The 19,999-nt window shown below is 62.3% G+C and carries 16 protein-coding genes; 4 read left to right on the top strand and 12 right to left on the bottom strand.

Annotated elements, in window-relative coordinates:
* The first annotated feature begins 109 nt into the window (after positions 1 to 109).
* The 3 genes from ptsP to CWR53_RS18540 are packed head-to-tail and all read left to right on the top strand — an operon-like array spanning position 110 to position 5,640.
* Positions 110 to 2,962 carry a phosphoenolpyruvate--protein phosphotransferase gene (gene ptsP, locus CWR53_RS18550; RefSeq protein WP_100852213.1) on the top strand — a complete coding sequence of 951 codons (2,853 nt, stop codon included), beginning with the start codon at positions 110 to 112 and terminating at the stop codon, positions 2,960 to 2,962.
* Positions 2,963 to 3,910, top strand: coding sequence for a 1-phosphofructokinase (gene pfkB, locus CWR53_RS18545; RefSeq protein ID WP_100852212.1), 948 nt, complete (start codon positions 2,963 to 2,965; stop codon positions 3,908 to 3,910).
* Positions 3,907 to 5,640, top strand: a complete 1,734-nt coding sequence (locus CWR53_RS18540; RefSeq protein WP_100852211.1) for a PTS fructose-like transporter subunit IIB — start codon at positions 3,907 to 3,909, stop codon at positions 5,638 to 5,640. Before pfkB ends, CWR53_RS18540 begins: the two co-directional genes overlap by 4 nt.
* Before the next feature lie 136 nt (positions 5,641 to 5,776).
* Here CWR53_RS18540 and CWR53_RS18535 read toward each other — a convergent pair whose 3' ends face one another.
* Positions 5,777 to 6,730 (bottom strand): transposase, encoded by a 954-nt coding sequence (locus CWR53_RS18535; RefSeq protein WP_100850623.1) that lies wholly within the window; start codon positions 6,728 to 6,730, stop codon positions 5,777 to 5,779.
* A 450-nt stretch (positions 6,731 to 7,180) separates the two neighbouring features.
* Positions 7,181 to 7,405, bottom strand: a complete 225-nt coding sequence (locus tag CWR53_RS18530) for a DUF3820 family protein (RefSeq protein WP_100852210.1) — start codon at positions 7,403 to 7,405, stop codon at positions 7,181 to 7,183.
* 191 nt (positions 7,406 to 7,596) lie between these two features.
* On the opposite strand from CWR53_RS18530, the gene CWR53_RS18525 reads away from it, so the two are divergent.
* Positions 7,597 to 8,073 (top strand): PA2169 family four-helix-bundle protein, encoded by a 477-nt coding sequence (locus CWR53_RS18525; protein ID WP_023534674.1) that lies wholly within the window; start codon positions 7,597 to 7,599, stop codon positions 8,071 to 8,073.
* On the opposite strand, the gene CWR53_RS18520 is transcribed toward CWR53_RS18525, so the two are convergent.
* The 10 genes from CWR53_RS18520 to CWR53_RS18475 form a co-directional block, all read right to left on the bottom strand.
* A complete protein-coding gene (locus CWR53_RS18520; RefSeq protein ID WP_100852209.1) occupies positions 8,070 to 9,566 on the bottom strand; it encodes a diguanylate cyclase domain-containing protein in 1,497 nt (498 codons plus the stop codon). The genes CWR53_RS18525 and CWR53_RS18520 overlap by 4 nt on opposite strands.
* Before the next feature lie 137 nt (positions 9,567 to 9,703).
* A complete protein-coding gene (locus CWR53_RS18515) occupies positions 9,704 to 11,038 on the bottom strand; it encodes an OprD family porin (protein WP_058605844.1) in 1,335 nt (444 codons plus the stop codon).
* Positions 11,039 to 11,233: 195 nt separating this feature from the next.
* Positions 11,234 to 11,458, bottom strand: a complete 225-nt coding sequence (locus CWR53_RS18510) for a hypothetical protein (RefSeq protein ID WP_100852208.1) — start codon at positions 11,456 to 11,458, stop codon at positions 11,234 to 11,236.
* A 341-nt stretch (positions 11,459 to 11,799) separates the two neighbouring features.
* Entirely contained in the window at positions 11,800 to 12,534 is a 735-nt protein-coding gene (locus CWR53_RS18505) for a YkgJ family cysteine cluster protein (RefSeq protein ID WP_100852207.1), read from the bottom strand.
* A complete protein-coding gene (locus tag CWR53_RS18500; RefSeq protein ID WP_100852206.1) occupies positions 12,531 to 12,842 on the bottom strand; it encodes a hypothetical protein in 312 nt (103 codons plus the stop codon). Before CWR53_RS18500 ends, CWR53_RS18505 begins: the two co-directional genes overlap by 4 nt.
* A gap of 210 nt (positions 12,843 to 13,052) precedes the next feature.
* Complete coding sequence (locus CWR53_RS18495; RefSeq protein ID WP_100852205.1) at positions 13,053 to 14,126, bottom strand: RHS repeat-associated core domain-containing protein; 1,074 nt, start codon at positions 14,124 to 14,126, stop codon at positions 13,053 to 13,055.
* Between the two features lie 84 nt (positions 14,127 to 14,210).
* Positions 14,211 to 15,119: a chemotaxis protein gene (locus CWR53_RS18490; protein ID WP_058605838.1), complete on the bottom strand. Its 909-nt coding sequence runs from the start codon at positions 15,117 to 15,119 to the stop codon at positions 14,211 to 14,213.
* Positions 15,120 to 15,191: 72 nt separating this feature from the next.
* Positions 15,192 to 16,376: an HlyD family type I secretion periplasmic adaptor subunit gene (locus CWR53_RS18485; protein WP_023534727.1), complete on the bottom strand. Its 1,185-nt coding sequence runs from the start codon at positions 16,374 to 16,376 to the stop codon at positions 15,192 to 15,194.
* Positions 16,373 to 18,541: a type I secretion system permease/ATPase gene (locus tag CWR53_RS18480; RefSeq protein WP_100852204.1), complete on the bottom strand. Its 2,169-nt coding sequence runs from the start codon at positions 18,539 to 18,541 to the stop codon at positions 16,373 to 16,375. The genes CWR53_RS18485 and CWR53_RS18480 overlap by 4 nt, the downstream gene beginning before the upstream one ends.
* Positions 18,538 to 19,974 carry a TolC family outer membrane protein gene (locus CWR53_RS18475; protein ID WP_078479086.1) on the bottom strand — a complete coding sequence of 479 codons (1,437 nt, stop codon included), beginning with the start codon at positions 19,972 to 19,974 and terminating at the stop codon, positions 18,538 to 18,540. Before CWR53_RS18475 ends, CWR53_RS18480 begins: the two co-directional genes overlap by 4 nt.
* Positions 19,975 to 19,999 lie beyond the last annotated feature (25 nt).

Here is a 19,999-nt window from a genome sequence, read left to right as displayed (position 1 = left end):
TGATTTTCTGCCTCTGCTGCCCACTGTGCAAGGCGGTTGAACTGGCCATTTCCGTGAATTTCACAACAATACTCCAGTACCCATCCGGGAACTGCAAAGGGAGAAGGTCATGCTTGAGCTCGCCAAGGAGCAGATAGCCATGGGCCAGACGGCCCCAGACAAGGCACATGCATTGCGCCTGCTGGCGGATCGCCTGGTCGCCGACGGACTGGTCGCCGAGGGCTACCTGCAAGGGTTGCAGGATCGCGAGGCGCAAGGTTCCACGTTCCTTGGCCAGGGCATCGCCATCCCCCACGGTACGCCGCAGACCCGCGACCTGGTGTACACCACGGGCGTGCGCCTGTTGCAGTTTCCCGAGGGTGTGGATTGGGGGGATGGGCAGATCGTGTACCTGGCCATTGGCATCGCCGCGCGCTCTGACGAGCACTTGCGCCTTCTGCAATTGCTGACCCGTGCCCTGGGCGAAACCGATCTGGCAGAAGCCCTGCGCCGTGCGGGCTCGGCCGAGGCCTTGCTCAAACTGCTGCAGGGTGCACCGCAGGCGCTGGCGCTCGATGCGCAGTTGATCGCCCTGAACCTTCCGGCCGAAGACTTCGATGAGCTGGCCTGGCGCGGTGCGCGCCTGTTGCAGCGCGCCAACTGCGTGGACAGCGGCTTTGCCGCCGTGCTCCAGCAGGCAGAGCCGCTGCCGCTGGGAGAGGGTTTGTGGTGGCTGCACAGCGAACGCCAGGTTCGCCAGCCAGGCCTGGCCTTCGTCACCCCGGCACAACCTGTGCGTTATCGCGATCAACCGCTGACTGGCCTGTTCTGCCTGGCCAGCCTGGGGGCTGCCCACCAGGCATTGCTCGAACGGTTGTGCGAAGTGTTGATCGAAGGCCGCGGGCAGATGCTCTACCAGGCCACCAGCAGCCGCGCCGTGCTCGAAGTGCTCGGCGGCGAGGCGCCTGCCGACTGGCCGAGCGCACGCATCCTGCTGGCCAATGCCCACGGCCTGCATGCCCGCCCAGCCAAGGTGCTGGCGCAACTGGCCAAACGTTTCGAGGGCGACATTCGCGTGCGCGTGGTCGAGAGCGGTCAGCCTGGCGTCTCGGTGAAAAGCCTGAGCAAGCTGTTGAGCCTGGGCGCGCGCCGTGGCCAGGAACTGGAACTGGTGGCCGAGCCCGCTATCGCCGCCGATGCCCTGCCTGCGTTGCTGGCAGCCATCGAGCAAGGGCTGGGCGAGGAGGTGGAGGCGCTGCCGCTTGTCCCAGAGGCCTCTGCGCAGCCAGCCATCGAAACGGCGAAGGCGCCGGCGGCCGGCAGCCGCGTACAGGGTGTGGGCGCTGCCCCGGGTATCGCGTGCGGCCCTGCCCACGTCGTGACCGAGCGCACGTACGACTACCCGCTGCACGGCGAGTCGTACGATCAGGAATGTCACAAGCTGACCCAGGCGGTGGCTGCCGTCAGTGCCGATCTTCAGGTGCTGGTGCAGCGCAGCGACGCGGCCATCGGCGAGATTTTCGTCACCCATCAGGAAATGCTGGCCGACCCGGCTCTGACCGACGACGTCGAGCAACGCCTGGCCCAGGGGGAGAGTGCCGCTGCCGCGTGGGTGGCGGTGATCGAGTCAGCCGCCAGCCAGCAGGAAGCGCTGCATGACGCTTTGCTGGCCGAGCGGGCTGCCGACCTGCGCGACGTGGGCCGCCGCGTCTTGGCCCAGCTGTGCGGGGTCCAGACGCAGAGCGAGCCTGACCAACCTTACGTACTGGTGATGAGCGAGGTCGGCCCCTCAGATGTCGCCAGGCTCGACCCGGCGCGGGTTGCCGGTATCGTCACGGCCCAGGGTGGCGCCACCGCGCACAGCGCCATTGTCGCCCGGGCGCTGGGTATCCCTGCCGTGGTCGGAGCCGGCGCCAGCGTGCTGCTAATGGAAAATGGCACGCCGCTGCTGCTCGACGGCCAGCGCGGTGTGGTCAACGTCGCGCCGCCAGCCGAAGAGCTGCAGCGTGCATTGGCTGAGCGCGACCTGCGCGAGCAGCGTCTGCAAGCCGCCTGGGCCAAACGTTTCGACCCAGCCGTGACCCGTGATGGCCATGCCATCGAAGTGTTCGCCAACATTGGTGAAAGCAGCGGTATCGCCAAAGTGGTGGAGCAGGGGGCCGAAGGCGTCGGCCTGTTGCGCACCGAGCTGATCTTCATGGCCCATTCCCAGGCGCCGGATGTGGCCACCCAAGAGGCCGAGTACCGGCGCGTGCTCGATGGCCTGGACGGGCGCCCGCTGGTGGTGCGTACACTGGACGTGGGCGGTGACAAACCGCTGCCCTACTGGCCGATCGCCGCGGAAGAAAACCCCTTCCTCGGCGTGCGCGGCGTGCGCCTGACCCTGCAGCGCCCGCAGGTGATGGAAGACCAGCTGCGTGCCCTGCTGCGCGCCGCCGATCAACGCCCTTTGCGCATCATGTTCCCCATGGTCGGGCAGATGCACGAGTGGCGCGAGGCACGTGCGATGGTCGAGCGCCTGCGTATGGAGATTCCCATGGCAGACCTGCAGGTGGGCATCATGGTCGAGGTGCCCTCGGCAGCCTTGTTGGCGCCGCAACTGGCGCGCGAGGTGGACTTCTTCAGCATCGGCACCAATGACCTGACCCAATACACCCTGGCCATCGACCGTGGCCACCCCAGCCTGTCCGCCCAGGCCGATGGGCTGCATCCTGCGGTCCTCAGCCTGATCGACATGACAGTGCGCGCCGCCCACGCCCATGGCAAGTGGGTGGGGGTTTGCGGCGAACTGGCGGCTGACCCGCAGGCCGTCGCGGTGCTGCTGGGGCTTGAAGTGGACGAGCTGAGCGTGGCGTCGCGCAGCGTTGCCGAAGTCAAGGCCCTGGTGCGCCAGGCCGATTCCCGTACAGCCCGCGCCCTGGCGCGCGAGGCCTTGCAACAAGACAGCGCCGCCGCGGTTCGCGCGCTGGTGGAGCGTTATTGAATGGCCAAGATCCTGACCCTGACCCTCAACCCTGCCGTGGACATCACCATCGGGCTCGACAGCCTGCGCCCCGGTCACGTCAACCGCAGCCAGGCCCAGCACAGCCACGCAGCTGGCAAGGGCTTGAACGTCGCCCAGGTGCTGGCCGACCTGGGCCATACCGTGACCGTCAGTGGTTTTCTTGGGCAGGACAACCTGCAGGCATTCGAAGCGCTGATCGACTGGCGCGGCTTCTGCGATTGCTTCGTGCGCGTGCCTGGGGAAACCCGCAGCAACCTCAAGCTGGTCGAGGCCGATGGCCGCGTCACCGACATCAATGGCCTGGGCCCGGAAGTGGACGCGGCCGCCCGCGATGCCTTGCTGCGCCTGTTGCGCCAGGAAGCACCGGGGCATGACGCCGTGGTCGTTGCTGGGAGCCTGCCACGCGGGATTAGCCCTCAATGGTTTGGTGATTTGCTCGATGAGCTCAAGGCCATGGGCTTGAAAGTGGCGCTGGACACCAGCGGTCAGGCGCTGCGCGTCGGTCTGCAAAGCCTGCCCTGGCTGGTCAAGCCCAATACCGAAGAGTTGGGCGAAGCCCTGGGCACGCCCGTGGACGATGCCAGTCAACAGCGACTGGCCGCCCGGCAGCTACTGGATGAGGGCGTCGAGCACGTGGTGGTTTCGGCCGGCGAGCACGGGGTACGCTGGTTCGCCCATGATTTCACCCTGGCGGCGGTACCGCCCAAGGTGAAGGTGGCCAGCACGGTCGGTGCTGGGGACTCCCTCGTGGCCGGCATGGTCCACGGGCTGTTGCAGGGTGAAGCCGCATCGCGCACCTTGGCCCGTGCCACCGCCATCGCCGCACAGGCCGTCACCCAGGTGGGTTTCGGCATCAACGACCATGACCAGTTGGCCCGCCTGCAAGCCGCTGTGAGCCTGACAGAACAACAAGAGGGTTGCCAATGAACATTGTCATTCTCACTGCCTGCCCCAACGGCCAGGTATCGAGCGTGCTCAGCGCACGTCTGCTGGCGGCTGCGGCTCAGCGCCGTGGCTGGACCACCCAGGTCGAGGTGCAGGATGCCGAGCATCCCGAACGACAGCTCGACGCAGCGCAGATCGCCGACGCCGACTGGGTGCTGGTGGTCAGCACCGGCCCGGTGGACCTTACCCGCTTTGTAGGCAAGCGTGTGTACCAGAGCACGCCGTCCCAGGCTTTGGCTGACCGCGAAGGTTTTCTCGACGAAGCAGCTGCCAATGCGCAGCCGCTGACGGCCGTAGCCCCCGATGTCGACACCCGCGAGGAAGTGCGCATCGTTGCAGTCACTGCGTGCCCGACGGGCGTCGCCCATACCTTCATGGCGGCCGAAGCCCTGCAACAGGCCGCGCAACAGATGGGTTACCAGCTCACCGTTGAAACCCAGGGCTCGGTCGGGGCACGCAACCCGCTTTCGGCCCAAGCCATCGCAGCTGCCGACGTGGTGCTGCTGGCCGCTGACATCGAGGTGCCCGCAGCGCGCTTTGCGGGCAAGCGCATCTACCGCTGCGGCACTGGCATTGCGCTCAAGCAGGCCCGCGCCACCCTGGACAAGGCATTGGCCGAAGCCAAAGTGGAGGAGGGTGGGACTGCTTCTGCCAATGCCGCCGCCAGCAAGGGCGAAAAAACCGGCGTCTACAAGCACCTGCTGACCGGTGTCTCGTTCATGCTGCCCATGGTCGTGGCCGGGGGCCTGCTGATCGCCTTGTCGTTCGTGTTCGGTATCGAAGCCTACAAGCAAGCGGGGACGCTACCGGCTGCGCTGATGCAGATCGGCGGTGAAGCGGCCTTCAAGCTGATGGTGCCACTGCTGGCCGGCTATATCGCCTGGTCCATCGCCGATCGGCCAGGGTTGGCCCCAGGCATGATCGGCGGCCTGCTGGCCAGCACCCTGGGCGCCGGCTTCATCGGCGGCATCGTGGCGGGCTTTCTGGCCGGCTACAGCGCCAAAGCCATTGCCCGCTGGGCGAAGCTGCCCACCAGTCTGGAGGCGCTCAAGCCGATCCTGATCATTCCCTTGCTGGCCAGCCTGTTCACCGGTCTGGTGATGATCTATGTGGTGGGGCAGCCGGTGGCGGCCATGCTCGAAGGCCTTACGCGGTTTCTCGACAGCATGGGCACCACCAACGCAATCCTGCTGGGGCTGCTGCTTGGTGGCATGATGTGCGTCGACCTCGGCGGACCGATCAACAAGGCCGCCTATGCGTTCTCGGTAGGGTTGCTGGCGTCTTCGAGCTATGCCCCGATGGCCGCCACCATGGCCGCCGGCATGGTGCCGCCGATTGGCCTGGGCTTGGCCACGTTCCTGGCCAGGCGCAAGTTTGCCCAGAGCGAGCGGGAGGCGGGCAAGGCGGCCCTGGCACTGGGGCTGTGCTTCATTTCCGAAGGGGCCATCCCATTCGCCGCCAAGGATCCGCTGCGAGTGATTCCGGCGAGCCTGGCAGGGGGCGCGCTGACTGGGGCCTTGTCCATGTACTTTGGTTGCAAACTCATGGCGCCCCATGGTGGACTGTTCGTCCTGTTGATCCCGAACGCCATCAACCATGCCGCGTTGTACCTGTTGGCGATTGTCGCAGGTAGCTTGCTGACGGCGGTGGTGTATGCGCTGATCAAGAAGAACGAAAACGTCGAGCTGATGGTGGCGCCGGTCAAGGGGTAAGGTTGCTCAACGGCAACACTTTCATGGCCACGGATGTCGCTCATCGGGCGTGCTGGCTTTCACATGAAGTCCAGGATGGGCCGATGAATACGTTCGCTCCGACATTACGCGATCACTGTGGGAGATTCTATGGTTTTCAGCAAGCCAGTTTCCCCTTTCTGGTGACATATTCGTCCTGATTTCTCATCAGGGCGAACGCCACCCGCGCAAGTTTCCTAGCCAAAATCACCAGTGCTTGGGTCGTCGCTTTTCCTGCCGTGCGCTGTTTCTCATAAAGCTCTTTCCATGCCGCCGATCGGCTGGCTGCCATCGCAGCGTTATGAAGTAGACGACGGATCTCCGAGCAGCCGCGCTTGGTAAGACGGCGACGTCCATTCTTCTGCCCAGAATCGCTCACTCTCAAGTCCATCCCCAAAAAGGCGATGTATGAGTCGCTGCTCTTAAATTCACCTCTCACAAATGCCATTACCAATGCGGTGGCGGTGAGAAAACCGATTCCTTCCACTGCCTGGCAACGTGCAACTTGCTCCTGCAATCCAGCCTCGCGCAGCACTTCTTTCAGTTTCTTTTGGATCAACTGGTCCAGCCGATCAATCGATTTCACAAAGGTCTCGAAGGCGGCTCTAAGCAGATTTTCGTTGGCCCAACTTTGGGTCATCGCAGTGCGCGCAGTCACCAAAGCCGCCCGGCGCCGCAGCAGGCTCTGGAGCTTGCCGTAGACGGCTGGCGGAGGGCTCCAGGGCCGGAGTTCGTTACCTTCGTTCCTAAGGAAACGGGATAGTAGTCGAGCATCAGATGGATCAGTCTTTACACGTCCCCCGACACCTTTTCTGTAGTTGTTTAACTGGAATCCGTCGACGACATAAACCTGAAAACCCATCCCGTGGGCTAGTTCAACCAAGTCCAAGTGGTAGACATTGGTAGCCTCAACGGCGATCGCCGTGTGGGCCGCTTGCTGTTTGAGCCACTTCTTGATTTCTGGCTTAGCGTTTTTAATCTTGATAATTTCATCGCGGTCGTCGTGATGAATAACCAGCTCCGCTTTTGCGACATCTACACCCACGATTAACCGATCTACCTGCATTGCCATGGGTGGCTCCTCACGTTATGGTTCTAGGGCTTGAAGGGGGTTTCACCAAGAGGCGCTGGCTTGCTTCTATCGTCGTTCAAAAACGATGCATTCTTTATCGGCGCTTTGGTGGAAGGGGTGGGGCGATGTCTCCCACAGTCTGTACTGCTGCTGACAGTCAGAATCGGCTTTCGCGTCCCACCACCCCTTCAAGTCTAACCATACAAGCGGCCTTGCGCTGCGATGGGCCGCGTAGCGGCCCAGGCAATATGAGCTGCGAAGCTGAAATCTGGGGGCCGCTACGCGGCCCATCGCGGCACAAGGCCGCTTCCCACACTGACCGCGTGACGCCTGAGTGCCTGGCTCACACAACTTTGTGGGAGGGGCCTTGTGCCGCGATGGGTTGCGAAGCAGTCCAATATTTCAGCCCCATACAGTGCCGTTCAACGAGGGCACGGTCGGCGAACCCGCTCAACACCCATGCTTACGCCGCAATGGCACCAACAGGTCACCCAGGCCGTTATGGTCGACCTCATGCATCAAGGCCAGCAACTCCCCCAGCTCCCCTGTAGGAAAGCCCTTGCGCGCAAACCACGCCAGGTAATCGCCTGGGAGGTCGGCAATGATCCGGCCTTGGTATTTGCCAAACGGCATGCTGCGGGTCACCAACAGTTCGAGACGTTCCGGGTTGAACATTTTTGTGCTCGTCTGAAAGAGGCTCACCATACTGCAAACTGCACGACCAACCGAAGCGGATCATGCATAACGCGACGTATGTCAATTTGCCGTTATCTTTTAATCTATTGATTTATAAGGACTTATTTTTTTTCAAAAGCTGGCACGAAGGCTGCTCCTGTCTACTCATCAACCCTCAAGGAGTTTGAGTCATGAGCGATACCAACAAAGACGTGATCGATATTCTCAACGACCTGATCGAATACAGCAAAGACGGCCAGAAAGGCTTTCTGAAATCGGCAGAAGACGTTAAGAATCCAAGCCTCAAAGCCTTCCTGACTGAGCGCGCCGCTGGTTGTGGCCAAGCTGTTTCGGAGCTTCAAGCCGAGGTCCGTCACTTGGGCGGTGACCCGGAGACGTCCACCAGCTTCACCGGTGACCTGCACCGTGCCTGGATCGAAATCAAGACAGCCTTCACCAGTCACGATGACGAAGCGGTGATGAATGAGACCGAGCGTGGCCAGGATTATGCCCTCAAGGCATACCGTGAAGCGCGTGAAAAGCTCACCAAACTCAACGTTCCTGCTGCTGCCAACAGCCTGGTGCTGGTTGATCGTCAGTTGCAAGGCGTGCAGAAAAACCACGATGAAGTAAAAGCACTGCGTGACAAGGTCCGCGCCCAGTCCTAAATGACCGGGCCTTCTACCCGGTTGCGGCCCTTGGCCTTGGCCCGGTAGAGCGCTTCATCCGCACCACCCAGCAGGGCTGCAAGGCCCTGCTGGGTGTTTGCGTTGAGGCTGCCAATGCCGATGCTCACCGTGACCGGCTGGGTATCGTCGCCGAAAGGAGCGAGTCGCTCGACGCTGCGGCATATTCGTTCTGCCAGCATCCGTGCTCCTTCCACATCGGTTTCTGGCAGCACCACCTGAAATTCCTCCCCGCCATACCGAGCGGCCAGATCGGCCGGCCGATGGATGCAGGCCTCAATGGCCTTTGCCACCTCGCGCAGTGCGTGATCACCGCCCGCATGGCCGTGGCGCTGATTGAACGCCTTGAAATGATCCACATCCACCATCAGCACCGTCAGTGGCTGGCGGGTACGCTGGGCACGTGCCCATTCATGGCGCAGCACCTGGTCCAGGTGCCGGCGATTGGCCAGGCCGGTCAGGCTGTCGGTCGCGGCCAAGGTCGCCAGGCGCTGTTCAGCCTGGTAGCGCCGACGCAGCTCCCGGCCGAGCAGCCAGGTCAACCAGATGATCCCTGCACACAGCAGCCCGGTGGCGACGCTGACCAGCAGCGCCGTGCGGCGCCAGGACGCGAACACCTCGTCGGTGGCATGCACCACCAGCACGATCAGCGGCAGGTCGCCCACCCGGGCAAAGGTATACATGTGCTCGCTGTTATCCCCGGCTGAGGCCGCGACGAAGCTGCCACTCTGTTGCCCGAGTATCCGCTGGAAATTAGGCTTGCCCGCGTACTGGCTGCCCACAGATGGGTCGGACGGGCCCATGGGTTGGCGGGCCAGCAGCTGGCCTTCGACGTTGAACAGGTTCACGCTGCTGTTGGCGCCGATATCCAGGCGTTTGAACAGATCGGTGACATAGCCAAGGCGCAGTGCGCCGGCTGCAATCCCGGCGAAATTGCCGTTCGGGTCGGTAATGCGCCTGCTGAAGCTGATGCACCAGTCCAGGTCGCCCAACCGGGCCTTGAACGGCGGCCCCACCAGCAGGGCAGTGTTTGGGTTGTGCAAGTGGGTCTGGAATACGCCCGTGTCCCGGAAGTTGGCCTTGCGCGGTACGCTGCTGGTCGAATCACCCACCACGTCACCATTGCTGTTCAGCCATAGTACGTCCCCGCGCTTGCGGTCGGCGAAGGTGTCATCGAACAGCAGCCGTTGGCGCAGGGGGGCGGGTACCGAGAGCAGCTCCTTGCGGCCTACCGCCCAGATCAACCCCTGAAGGGCCTGATCATAAAGCTCGACATTGCGCAGAATGTCACTTTCGATCAATTGCACGATGTTGTTGGCCGAGCGTACGGCCGACTGCTCCACGCTCTCACGCTCGCGCATCAGCAAGTAGCTGACGATGGCCACGATGGCGAGCACGGCCAGGCAACTGCCCAGCACAAGAGCCAGTTCAGGGTGCGACCGGGAAGGGGCGAGGCGTAACGGTGAGGTAGGCATGGTCGCGACTGCTGGGGGCCATTTGCGGCGGCGACATTCTAGGCAAGTGGTGATTGTCGGACAAGTTCGCCCGACGGAATCACAGCGCGGCAGAGATCGCCCTGCCGCACGGATTAGCCAGTGGCTGCACCAGGCTGTCAGAACACGTTCAGGGGGTAGTCGACGATGACGCGCACTTCGTCGTTGTTGCTGTTGCCGTCGATCGAGGCGTAGCCTTGGCCGCCGCGGTGCGTGGCGTAACGGACCAGCACCGAGAGGTCTTTGAGGTCGCCTTCCTGGAACACGTACTTGATGTCCAGGTCACGTTCCCAGTGCTGGGCCTGCTTGCCATCGGCCCGGTAGTAGTCGTAGTGGCTGTTGTCCTGGGCGGCCTTGGTCAGGTCGGCCTTGCCCCGCGAGTACGACAGCGATGCGCTCAGGCCAGGCAGGTCGAGACCGGCGAAGTCATACCCGTACTGAAGTTTCCAGGACCGCTCGTTCGGCGCGTTGAAATCCGAATACATGCGCGAGTTGTCCAGGTAGACGCTGTCTCCGAGGTTGATGTAGTCGAACGGCGTATCGCCGTTAACCCGCTGATAGGCGGCGGTCACGGTATGAGCGCCTGCATTGAGGGTCAGGTGCAGGCTGTAGGTGTTGTTGTCGATGCTGCCCAGCAAGGCCCGGCCTGTGTCTTGCGTATGGTAGAAGTGAGCGCCAGGGTTGAGGCTGACCTGCTCGTTGACCACATAGGTGTAGTCGAAGTCGGCGTAGTACTGGTTCCAGATGTCCTTGAGTTCAGCCGCATACACGCTGGTCGTGATGTTGGGTGTACCGCTCCAGGCTGCGCCCGCCCAGCTCAGGTGCTTGCTTTTGCCGCGCTCATCCAGTGAGCCGTAGTAGGTGTCAATACGGCGATGGCCGCTTTGGTTGTAGGGCTTGGTGAAACTGACCTTGCCACCCTCAAGCAGCAGCCCTTCGACGCTGGTGTTGGTCAGGCTGATACCCCGGAACGTCTGCGGCAGCATCCGGGTTTCGCCACCGGCGATCACGGGGTTGGTCAGAAACAGATCACCGGCCTTGAACTCGGTGTCCAGCGCCTTGAGCTTGAGTGCCGCGCCTGCGGTGGAAAACGAATGCGGGGCTGCCCCCAGTTCACCGTCGCTTTTCACATGGGTCGGCAGGATGCTGGTGCCTGCATGACCACCACCACCGTCGAGCTTCACCCCCAGCATGGCGTGCGCGTCCAGACCAAAACCGACAGTGCCTGGTGTATAACCGGATTCGAAGCGCGCCACTGCCCCTTGACCCCATTCCCGCGTATCGCGTGCACCGTGATTGTGGGTATCGCGGTTGAAATAAGCATTGCGCAGGTGCAGGTTCAACGACGATCCCTCGACGAAACCCTCGGCGTTGTCATCGGTGGCCTGAGCCGTGACGGGAATACTTGCACTGAGCGCAATGAAAAGCGGGGTGAAGCGAAACGCGAAAGACACCGGTATAGACTCCTTGATCGGTAGGCGGGGCAGTGCTTGTTATAAGGGATGGCCATGCTTGGCGCATGACAAAACTGCCAGGAAAAAACACAGCGCATACGAAAAAAAGCCGCTGATCGGGCAGCGGCTTTTAGAGGCTAACATATTGAAACAGATGAATCCCATGGCGCTTGTTGAACGCGCCGGGGCGTAGGCTCAGCTGTCGGCGTCGGTATCGACAACCGCTTTGGACGCTGTCTGTGGCGAGCCTTTGACAGTGTCGGCAAGCTGTGTGGCCACTGTTTCACGGGCGTCCTGATGGGCCGCGGCGAACTCGGCGTTGCGGGCCACGAATGCAGGCGATTCTTCGGCCATGGCCAGAGGGGACAACAACAGGGACGACAGGACGAACACGCTGGCAATACCCATACTGTTGGACATTTCTAACTACCTTCTTGCGGTGCAAGTGCTAATGAGGACAGGGGTAAAGTTAGTCGTGTGGAGGCAGTTTAAACAGAGCGAAGTTGGATAAGCACTGTTGCGTAAAAGGTAAGTATCGGGGCTGGAATGGCGGGGATTTTCTTTGAAATGCCCGGTTTAGAGCCTTGTAGGGAAATTGTGAGAGACGAAGTTCAGAGTGGGCGTTAGGGGGCTCACATTCAGGCGGTTACCGGACGTGGTCGGAGCGCACGCTTGCCTCGGCCAGAACGGCCACGAAGGTGGCAGCTGCAGGTGCTCAGCTTCGCAGCTCACATTGCCGGGGCCGCAAAACGGCCCCGCCCCTAGAACCCGATAAACGCATAATAAACCGGTGGCTGGACAGTCACCTGCACCCCAAGCGCCTGTAACTGAGCCTGCAATGCCGCATCCTCGACATGCAGAGCCCAAGAACACCAAGTGTCCTGAGGCTGATCTGCAAGCGCTGTGGCAAACGCCTGCATGTCAGGCAAGTAGGCAGTAAAGCCGTTGCCTTTGAGCGCGCTAGTCGTCATGCCCAGTGCATGGCAGACCGCTACCTTGGCTGCGATGTCCTCCCTGTCTGCCTGCCGAGAGGCCTGCACCAACGCCTGCAACTGGGCATCGACCAACTGCGTGCCGTGGATCAGCTCAGGCCCCTGTTGCCAGGCCTCAGGCGGGCAATCCTTGCTCTCGGGCCGCAAGGGGATGTGCGGGTTGATTTCAACCGGATAGATCCTGCACACCAGTGGGCGCTGGTCGTAAATGGCGCACAGGTCGTTGTCGTCCAGATAGCGGCAGCGGCCAGGGTTGAAGGCCGCGAAGGTTACCGACACCCGGATCTGGCCGTCGGCACTGGGCACGGCGTGAGAGCGCAACAGCACATGTTCGCGTTGCTCAGGAGGCATGCCAGGGCCGTCGACGACGAATGCCTCTATCAGCACGATCACCTGCCCACCGTCGCGGGCCCAGCGCTGCGACTCGACCAGGGTCAGGGGCACATGGTGGCCGCTGCAGCACTTGCCGCAGCCGGTGCAGGCGAAACGCAGGCTATCGCTCACTTGGTTTGCGGGCTCCATTCACTTACATACGCCCGCTGCTGCTTGCGGTCATACAGACACAACTCGGTACCGGTACGCTGCTTCATGTGCTTTTGCGGGTACACGCCTTCGATCAGCAGTGCGCTCATGCCGGACTGATCGTCGAATTCGGCGGGCTTGCCGCGAGCATGGGCGTTCTTGAACTGGCTGGCAGCCAGGCAGGCCTTGAGCATCTGCTGACGGTGCTCGTTCCAGGCCTGGCTGCTGGAGGCTTGGGCGACACCGCTGAAGAGGGCGTAGGCGACCATGAGAGAGCAGAAAGGCTTCATACAGATTTCCAGAAAGCGTTTGGGTGAGTGAATTTTGCCAGAATATTCTGTCGTAGAAAATGATAGGAAGATTTCCAAAGATTTATAAATGGAATCGCTTATTTTTGAAGTTTTCCAGATGTGCTTTGTTTCTATTCGCCTGGTCATTGAGCGGGTGGCTATTGGCTTATGTCTCAGGGTTAATATTTTTTGGTGCCGAGTGGTTTGAATTTATACCGGGGTAGGTTTCACGAGTGCTCCGTAGTATGCTTTGCTCAGCTTTGCTGCCTCCGCCTTGTCTCTGATGCTAGCGTTAGCCTCTCTGAATATTCTGTAGTATTTGTGTCCCACGCCAGCACTCAGCCCCAAGCTTTCGGCATGGTTATTAATTCTGTCAAAGGACCGCTTGCTCATGGAAGTTGGGGAGAGTTCAGGTGAAAATCGAGCATACGACATCCGTTTCGGGATTACTTGAATTTCCCCCCAAAGGCCATTGGGTGTCGGAATGATCGCATTGATTCCGCTGTAGCCAAGGGGGTCTGTTGAAGCGTCAATGTATTTGTATTTTCCACCCAAGGCTTCAATGGCCTTGACGATCTGAGGGGCAGTTCTTTTTTTCGCGACTAGCGCGTTTCTGACAATGTCTTTAAGGAGAGTAGGGTCGCCAGCATACTTTTGCTGAGTTTTTTCCCAGGCGCGGGCCCAGGTTTTTTGTGGCGCTGGAACCCAACTGGCGCCGTAGATTTTGCCAAGTTGCTGCGCGGCGTCGTCGAGATAGATGTTTGCTTCAGGTGCTTTGGCGAACATCGTACGTAATTTTGCGCGTGCGGACCATTCCTTGAGGCTTTTCATTACCGCTGCACTAAAGTGACCGCTTGGGTCATGGTGGCCTACGGGGTCTCCCAGTCCATAAGTGAAAGCATTGATGCCGCCCATGCCCATGGGGCTGTAGCTATCCGGTTTTTCAAATCGCATAAGGGTTGTGTTGAAACTGCGATAGCCGTTGCCAAGAATATAATGCCCAGTGTGCTCTTGGCGTTCGCCGTTGAATGCCAGCAGGTTTTGTTCGGTTGATGCGCATAAACCATAAGGGGTATACGTTTTGAAAAGCCTGCCTTGAAGGGTTTTTTCAATAAGTACCGTATGCTGTCTGTCCGTGCCAAGGAGGGCTAGGGTTTTGCCTGAAGATGTCGCGGTAACAGTTGCGATGGGTAAGCTATTGCACCGAAAGTACACACGTTGACTGAACGAATCAATCTCTGTGACAAGTTGGTCGTTCGCGTAAAAACGAAGGTGTCGGAGCATGAGCACGTCTCGCTTGCTACTAAGATGGATGCCCGATTCTGTACCGGAAACCATACCGGTAAAATTGGTAAAATTAGTAGTTGACTATTTGTGCACTCTACAGTCTGAGCGCACGGCACGGGCGGCCACCACCAGACAATCGGTCAGCTCTGGAGAGGAGAACTTGGTGAGGATGGCATTGGCCCCGGCCTGGGTTGCCTTCTCACTGCTCATGGCGCTGTCCAGCGAGGTGTGCAGCAGCACGTACAAGTGCTGGAAGTCAGGTGTTTCGCGCAGGGTGCGGGTGAATGCGTAGCCATCCATTTCGCTCATTTCGATGTCGGAGACGATGATGTTGATTTCCTGCGCGGTGCCTTGCAGTTCCAGCAACACATTGATAGCGTCTTTGGCGCTGCGCGCGGTGTGGCATTCGATGCCCAGGTTGCGCAGTGTGTGCACCGACTGCTGCAGGGCCACCTGGCTGTCATCCACCACCAGGATATTGGCGGCGGCCAGCAGGCTGGCGTCCTCCTCGTTCAAGGTGCCGTGGGGCGCATCGGCCACCGGTGGGGCGATGGAGTGGATGACTTTTTCGATGTCCAGCACCTGAACGAGGGCGTTGTCGACCCGGGTTACGCCGGTGATGAACGAGCGGGTGCCCGAAGCAAAGGGGGGCGGTTTGATGTCGGTGCTCAGGCAGTGCACGATGCGGCTGACCGCCTGCACGTGCAGGCCCTGGCGCGAGCGGCTGATCTCGGTGACGATCAAGCACCCTGCGTTGGGGTCGGCCAGCGGTCGCTCGCCAATGGCGCGGGACAGGTCGATGACCGACAGCGGGTGCCCGCGCAGGGTCGCTACGCCTTTGACATGGGGGTGGGACTCGGGAAGCTTGGTCAGCGCCGGGCACGGAATGATTTCGCTGACCTTGAGCAGGTTGATTGCCATCAGCTTGCCGCTGCGCAGAGTGAACAACAGCAGGGACAACGCGTCCGCGCGGGCATTTTGCTTGGCCATGGTGACCTTCGGTGGGGAACAGGGGATAACAGGTTATCGGCCTGTTCCGTCAAGGCTTTAGGGGCGCCTGCGCTAACGTTCGCGCAAAGCTTCCTTGGCCCGGTTCAGGGGTTTGATGAGGTAGTCGAGTATGGTCTTCTCCCCGGTGCGAATATCCACCGTGGCGATCATCCCCGGTACGATCGCAAACTGCTTGCCGGCCTTGTTCTGCAGGCTGTCCTGTTCGGTACGAATGAACACCCGGTAATAATAGATTTCAGGTTTGACCTCGTCCTGCAGGGTATCCGGCGAAATCCCCACCACCTTGCCGTCCAGGCCGCCGTACACCGAGTAGTCGTAGGCGCTGATCTTCACTTTCGCGGCCTGGTCGGGGTGAATGAAGGCAATGTCCCGTGGCGCGATGCGGGTCTCGATCAGCAGGCGCTCATCCATCGGCACGATCTTCATCACCTGGCCGCCGGGCTGCACCACACCGCCCAGGGTGTTGACTTCGATATCCTTGACGATGCCCCGCACAGGCGAGCGCAGGGTCAGGCGCGTCAATGAGTCGCTGCGGCCACGAATCACCTCCGACAGGCTGTCGGCCTCGGCACTGGCCTTGGCCAGCTCTTCCCTGGCTCGCACCAGGTACTCCGAGCGCGCCTCGGTGGCCTTGAGCTCCAGTTCCGAGCGTTGACGGTTCAGGCGGATGACCTCGACGCGGCTGGAGGCGCCCATCTTCGCCAGGTTTTCGGTGATCTTGAGTTCGCTGCGCACCAGCCGCAGCGAGTCCTCGATACCGGCCAATGTCTGCTCAAGACCACGGCGGCGGGTGGTGTACAGCGCCGTCTCCGCCTCGATCAGCTCGGGCGACTCGCGCAGGCTGGCCGGGAATTTCAGCGGCTTGCCCGTGACCTCTGCCTGCAGCCGCGCCTGGCTGGCCTTGGCCGCGCGGTACTTGGCTTCGCTTTCGCCCACGCTCGATGATGTCTTGGTCGGGTCAAGCTGGGCCAGGACCTGGCCGCGCTCGACAAGGTCACCTTCGGCCACGCTCATCTGCGCGACGATGCCTCCTTCGAACGACTGGATGACCTGCTCGCGGGAGCTGGGGATGACCTTGCCCGTGCCGGTGGACACCTCGGTCACCTCGAACCAGGCAGCCCAAGCCAGGAATGCCGCCAGCATCACCGCGCACAGGGTGATCAGGCGCCCGGCCCGAAACACCGCCTGGTCATCCTGACCATCGAGATAAGAGGCGGGAAGTTCATGGTTGCTCATGCCTGCGCTCCTTGCAGTTTGGCCAACGCGGCGTCGCGCGCGTCGTCGATCACGATACGGCCGCCGTCGAGCACCAGGATGCGATCCACCCGCTGCAGCACGCTCAACCGGTGGGTGGCGATCACCAGGGTGCGGCCCTGGCAGAAGCGGTCCAGGTTATCCAGCAACCGGCGCTCGGTAATGTCATCGAGCGAAGCAGTAGGTTCGTCCAGCAGCAGCACCTGCGGCTGGCGCACCAGCAAACGCGACAGCACCAGGGCCTGGCGCTGCCCACCGGACAGGCCCAGGCCGCCTTCGAGGATCAGGTGATCCATGCCTTTGGGGAGGCGACGCACGAAATCCAGTGCACCGGTGGCCGACAGCGCCGCCACCAGCTCCTGATCGCTGGCCTGGCCGGCGCCCAGGGTCAGGTTCTCGCGCAAGGTGCCGTGGAACAGCCTGGCGTACTGGGCCAGCAAGCCTACGTCACGGCGCAGGTCGGCCGGGTCCAGGTGCGCCATGGCGATACCGTCCAGGCTCACCTCGCCCTGCATCAGGTCCATGCTGCCGGCCAGCGCCTGCAGCAACGTCGACTTGCCAGCGCCGTTGCGGCCAAGCACGGCAATGCGCTCACCCGGACGAATGTCCAGCTGCGCGATGTTGAGCACAGGCGGCGCTTCTTCGCTGTAGCGGAAGGTGGCCTGGCGCAAGCGGTATTCACCGCGCAGGGCAGGCATGTGCACCCGTGCTTCGCCTTCAGGATGGTCCACTGGCGATTGCATCAGCTTGTCCAGCCCTTGCAGGGCCACCTTGGCCTGCTGCCATCGGGTCAAGACATGGGTCAGTTGGGCCAGCGGCGCCATCATGCGCGAGGCCAGCATGGAGGCGGCCACCAGGCTGCCGGTGGTCAGGTCACCGGCGATCACCATGGGCGCACCGATCACGATGACCACGGCGAACACGGCCCCTTGCACATTCTGCGTCCAGGCCACCAGCCCGTTGGTGAGGGTGCGCAGGCGCAGGTTGGTGTGGGCGCAGGCGGCGTTGTACTGGTTCCATTGCCGCTCGAAACGCGCCTCGGCTTGCAGGGCCTTGATCTCGTCCAGGCCTTGGATGCTCTCGACCAGCATGGCGTTGCGCAACGAGGACTCGCGCATCGAGGCATTGGCTAACCGTGCCAGGCGCCGCTGCGCGAGCAAGCCCGGCACCACCATCGCCACCAGGGCTACGATCGGCACGAACACCAGCACGCCGCCGATCAGCCAGAACACGAACAGGAACAGCAGGAAGAAGGGCAGGTCGGCCAGTGCCGTCGCGGTGCTGGAGGTGATCAGGTCGCGGATGGACTCCAGCTCGCGCAACTGCGAAATGAACGAGCCGGTGGACTTGGGCCGCACCGAGTTGCGCAGGCGCAGGGCGTGGCCGTAGACCAGGTCGCTGACGCGCAGGTCGGCTCGCTTGCCCAACAGGTCGGTGACCTTGAGCCGCAGCAGGCGCATGCTGAAGTCGAACAGCAGCGCCAGCACCACGCCGCCAAACAGCACATACAAGGTCGGCAATGATTCGGCCGGAATCACGCGGTCGTAGACCTGCATTGAAAACAACACCCCAGCCAGCGCCAGTACGTTGGCGACCAGCGAGGCGATCATCACTTGCCCGTACGGGCGCAGGTCGCGCAGCACGATGCGGGCGAACCAGTGACGGTCGTACGGGGCGGTGTAGTCATCGGTGCGCACATCGCGCAGTGGCCGTGCAGGGCGCAGCAGTGCAACGCGGGTGATCCTGCCTTGCAGCGCATCGCGGGGCAGGCGCGAGGTCAGCCCTTGATCGCCTGCGAAGACCACCGCCAGGTCATCCTCCTGGGTCACCGACTCGACCACGGCCAATTGGCCGTCATCAAGCTCCAGCACCAGCGGCGTGCGCCATTGCCGCAAGCCTTTTGCGTCGAAACGCACAAAGCGCAAGGCCAGGCCGGCTTGGCGTGCCATGTGGCGCAGGATTTCGTCCAGGGGCCGGGCATCCTCATCGGCGGCCAGGCGGATGCGCTGGGGGGACACGTCCAGACGATAATGGTGCGCGACCTGCAGCATCACCTCCAGCCAAGGGCCGAGGTCAGCCCGCGCGCTGGTGGCAGGTGCCGGGGTGTGGGCCTGTTCGGGCAGTGTCACATTGACCGGATCGCTCATGGCTGAATCTCCACACCTTGCAGGTTACGCCCCTCGAGGCCGAAGGCCGCCCGCAGGGCGCCCGTGTTGTAGAGGCAGTCCACGTCCAGGCGCAGCAGGTCGGAACGGGTGCCGGCCAGTTCGAAGCGCGACTGGTAGATTTCCTGCTCGGCATTGAGCAAGTCGAGCAGGGGGCGCGTGCCCAGGTCCAGGTACTGGCGGCCGTAAAGCATCCGCGCTTCCTGAATGCTGTCCTGGCGGGCCTCGAGCGAGTTCAGGCGGCGGCCCAGCCCCGCTGTTTGCGCGGTGGCCTCGGCCAGGCCGCGGCGGGCCTGCAAGCGCGCGGCATCCTCGGCCGAATCGGCGGCCGTCAGGGCATAGCCCGCCGCGCGACTGCGGGCACTGATGGAGCCGCCCTGGTAGATCGGCACCTCCACGTTGAGGTAGATACCGGCCTGGGTACGGTCCAGGCGTGAGTTGTCACGGTTGTAGTCATTGTCCAGGTAGTGGTTGACCTGGGGCTGCAACGACACGGTAGGGTAGGCCTCGGCCTTGGCCTGGGCCAGTTCGGCCTGGCCCTGGGCACGTTGGGCAAGCGCCATCAGTACCGCTGGCAGGCGCTCGTCGCCCTGGCTCGGCCGCTTGCAGGCCTGGGCCAGTTCCCGAGGCGTTCGTTCGTCCAGGGAGACCGGCGTGGCGCGTCCGAGCAAGGCCGCCAGGGTCGAGCGCCAGCGCTCGTATTGGGCACTGTATTCTTCCAGCACGGCGCGGGCGCTTTGTACCCGCGACTCGGCCTGGACCACGTCGGAGCGGGTGCTGGCGCCCATGTCACTGCGCTGGCGGGCCATGCTGGCAATGTCGCCTACCCCGCGGATCTGGTCACGGGCAATGCCGATCAGCTGCTCATAGCGGCGCGTTTCAATCCAGGCGTAGGCCGTGTCGCGGGCCAGGTCATCGACCACCAGCAGGATATTGGCCTGGGCCCGGGCGGCTGCGGCCTGGGCAGCGCTGACCGCATGATCGACCTTGCCGAAGTCGTACAGCATCTGCTTGAGCGACAGGTTGATGGCCTGGCTGCTGCGGTCACCGCCGTAGCCGGTGTCATACCCGGTACGCAGGCCGCCGGAAATCTGCGGGTAATAACCTGCGCGGGCGACATTGATCCCTTCGCCTTGCTTGTACAGGTTGCCGATGGCCTCGGCGATGCTCGGGTGCCATTGCGCGGCTTGCAACACGGCCTCGGACAGCCCCAGGGGCTGCGCGCCGGCGACCGGGGCCATGCCCACGGCGGGCCTTGCCGGTACCGCGTCAGGCGCGTCCCTGAGCAGGGACGGCCCGATCTGGCGTAATGCAGGGTCTATGTCATCGGCGGCCTGGGCCACCGGTTGAAAATTCAAGGCCAGGAGCCCGAAGGCTCCCAGCAACCACGGTGACAGCGTACTGCTTGGCTTCACAGAGTATCCTTACTGCTGGTCATCG

This window comes from Pseudomonas sp. SGAir0191 (assembly GCF_002812565.2).
Lineage (GTDB): Bacteria > Pseudomonadota > Gammaproteobacteria > Pseudomonadales > Pseudomonadaceae > Aquipseudomonas > Aquipseudomonas parafulva_B.
Note: the sequence above shows the minus strand (reverse complement) of the source record. Positions and strands in the feature narration are given on the sequence as shown.

Coding starts and splice junctions, on each gene's coding strand:
- ptsP (WP_100852213.1), top strand. CDS start 110: ATGCTTGAGCTCGCCAAGGAGCAGATAGCCATGGGCCAGACGGCCCCA.
- pfkB (WP_100852212.1), top strand. CDS start 2,963: ATGGCCAAGATCCTGACCCTGACCCTCAACCCTGCCGTGGACATCACC.
- CWR53_RS18540 (WP_100852211.1), top strand. CDS start 3,907: ATGAACATTGTCATTCTCACTGCCTGCCCCAACGGCCAGGTATCGAGC.
- CWR53_RS18535 (WP_100850623.1), bottom strand. CDS start 6,730: ATGGCAATGCAGGTAGATCGGTTAATCGTGGGTGTAGATGTCGCAAAA.
- CWR53_RS18530 (WP_100852210.1), bottom strand. CDS start 7,405: ATGTTCAACCCGGAACGTCTCGAACTGTTGGTGACCCGCAGCATGCCG.
- CWR53_RS18525 (WP_023534674.1), top strand. CDS start 7,597: ATGAGCGATACCAACAAAGACGTGATCGATATTCTCAACGACCTGATC.
- CWR53_RS18520 (WP_100852209.1), bottom strand. CDS start 9,566: ATGCCTACCTCACCGTTACGCCTCGCCCCTTCCCGGTCGCACCCTGAA.
- CWR53_RS18510 (WP_100852208.1), bottom strand. CDS start 11,458: ATGTCCAACAGTATGGGTATTGCCAGCGTGTTCGTCCTGTCGTCCCTG.
- CWR53_RS18500 (WP_100852206.1), bottom strand. CDS start 12,842: ATGAAGCCTTTCTGCTCTCTCATGGTCGCCTACGCCCTCTTCAGCGGT.
- CWR53_RS18495 (WP_100852205.1), bottom strand. CDS start 14,126: ATGCTCCGACACCTTCGTTTTTACGCGAACGACCAACTTGTCACAGAG.
- CWR53_RS18490 (WP_058605838.1), bottom strand. CDS start 15,119: ATGGCCAAGCAAAATGCCCGCGCGGACGCGTTGTCCCTGCTGTTGTTC.
- CWR53_RS18485 (WP_023534727.1), bottom strand. CDS start 16,376: ATGAGCAACCATGAACTTCCCGCCTCTTATCTCGATGGTCAGGATGAC.
- CWR53_RS18480 (WP_100852204.1), bottom strand. CDS start 18,541: ATGAGCGATCCGGTCAATGTGACACTGCCCGAACAGGCCCACACCCCG.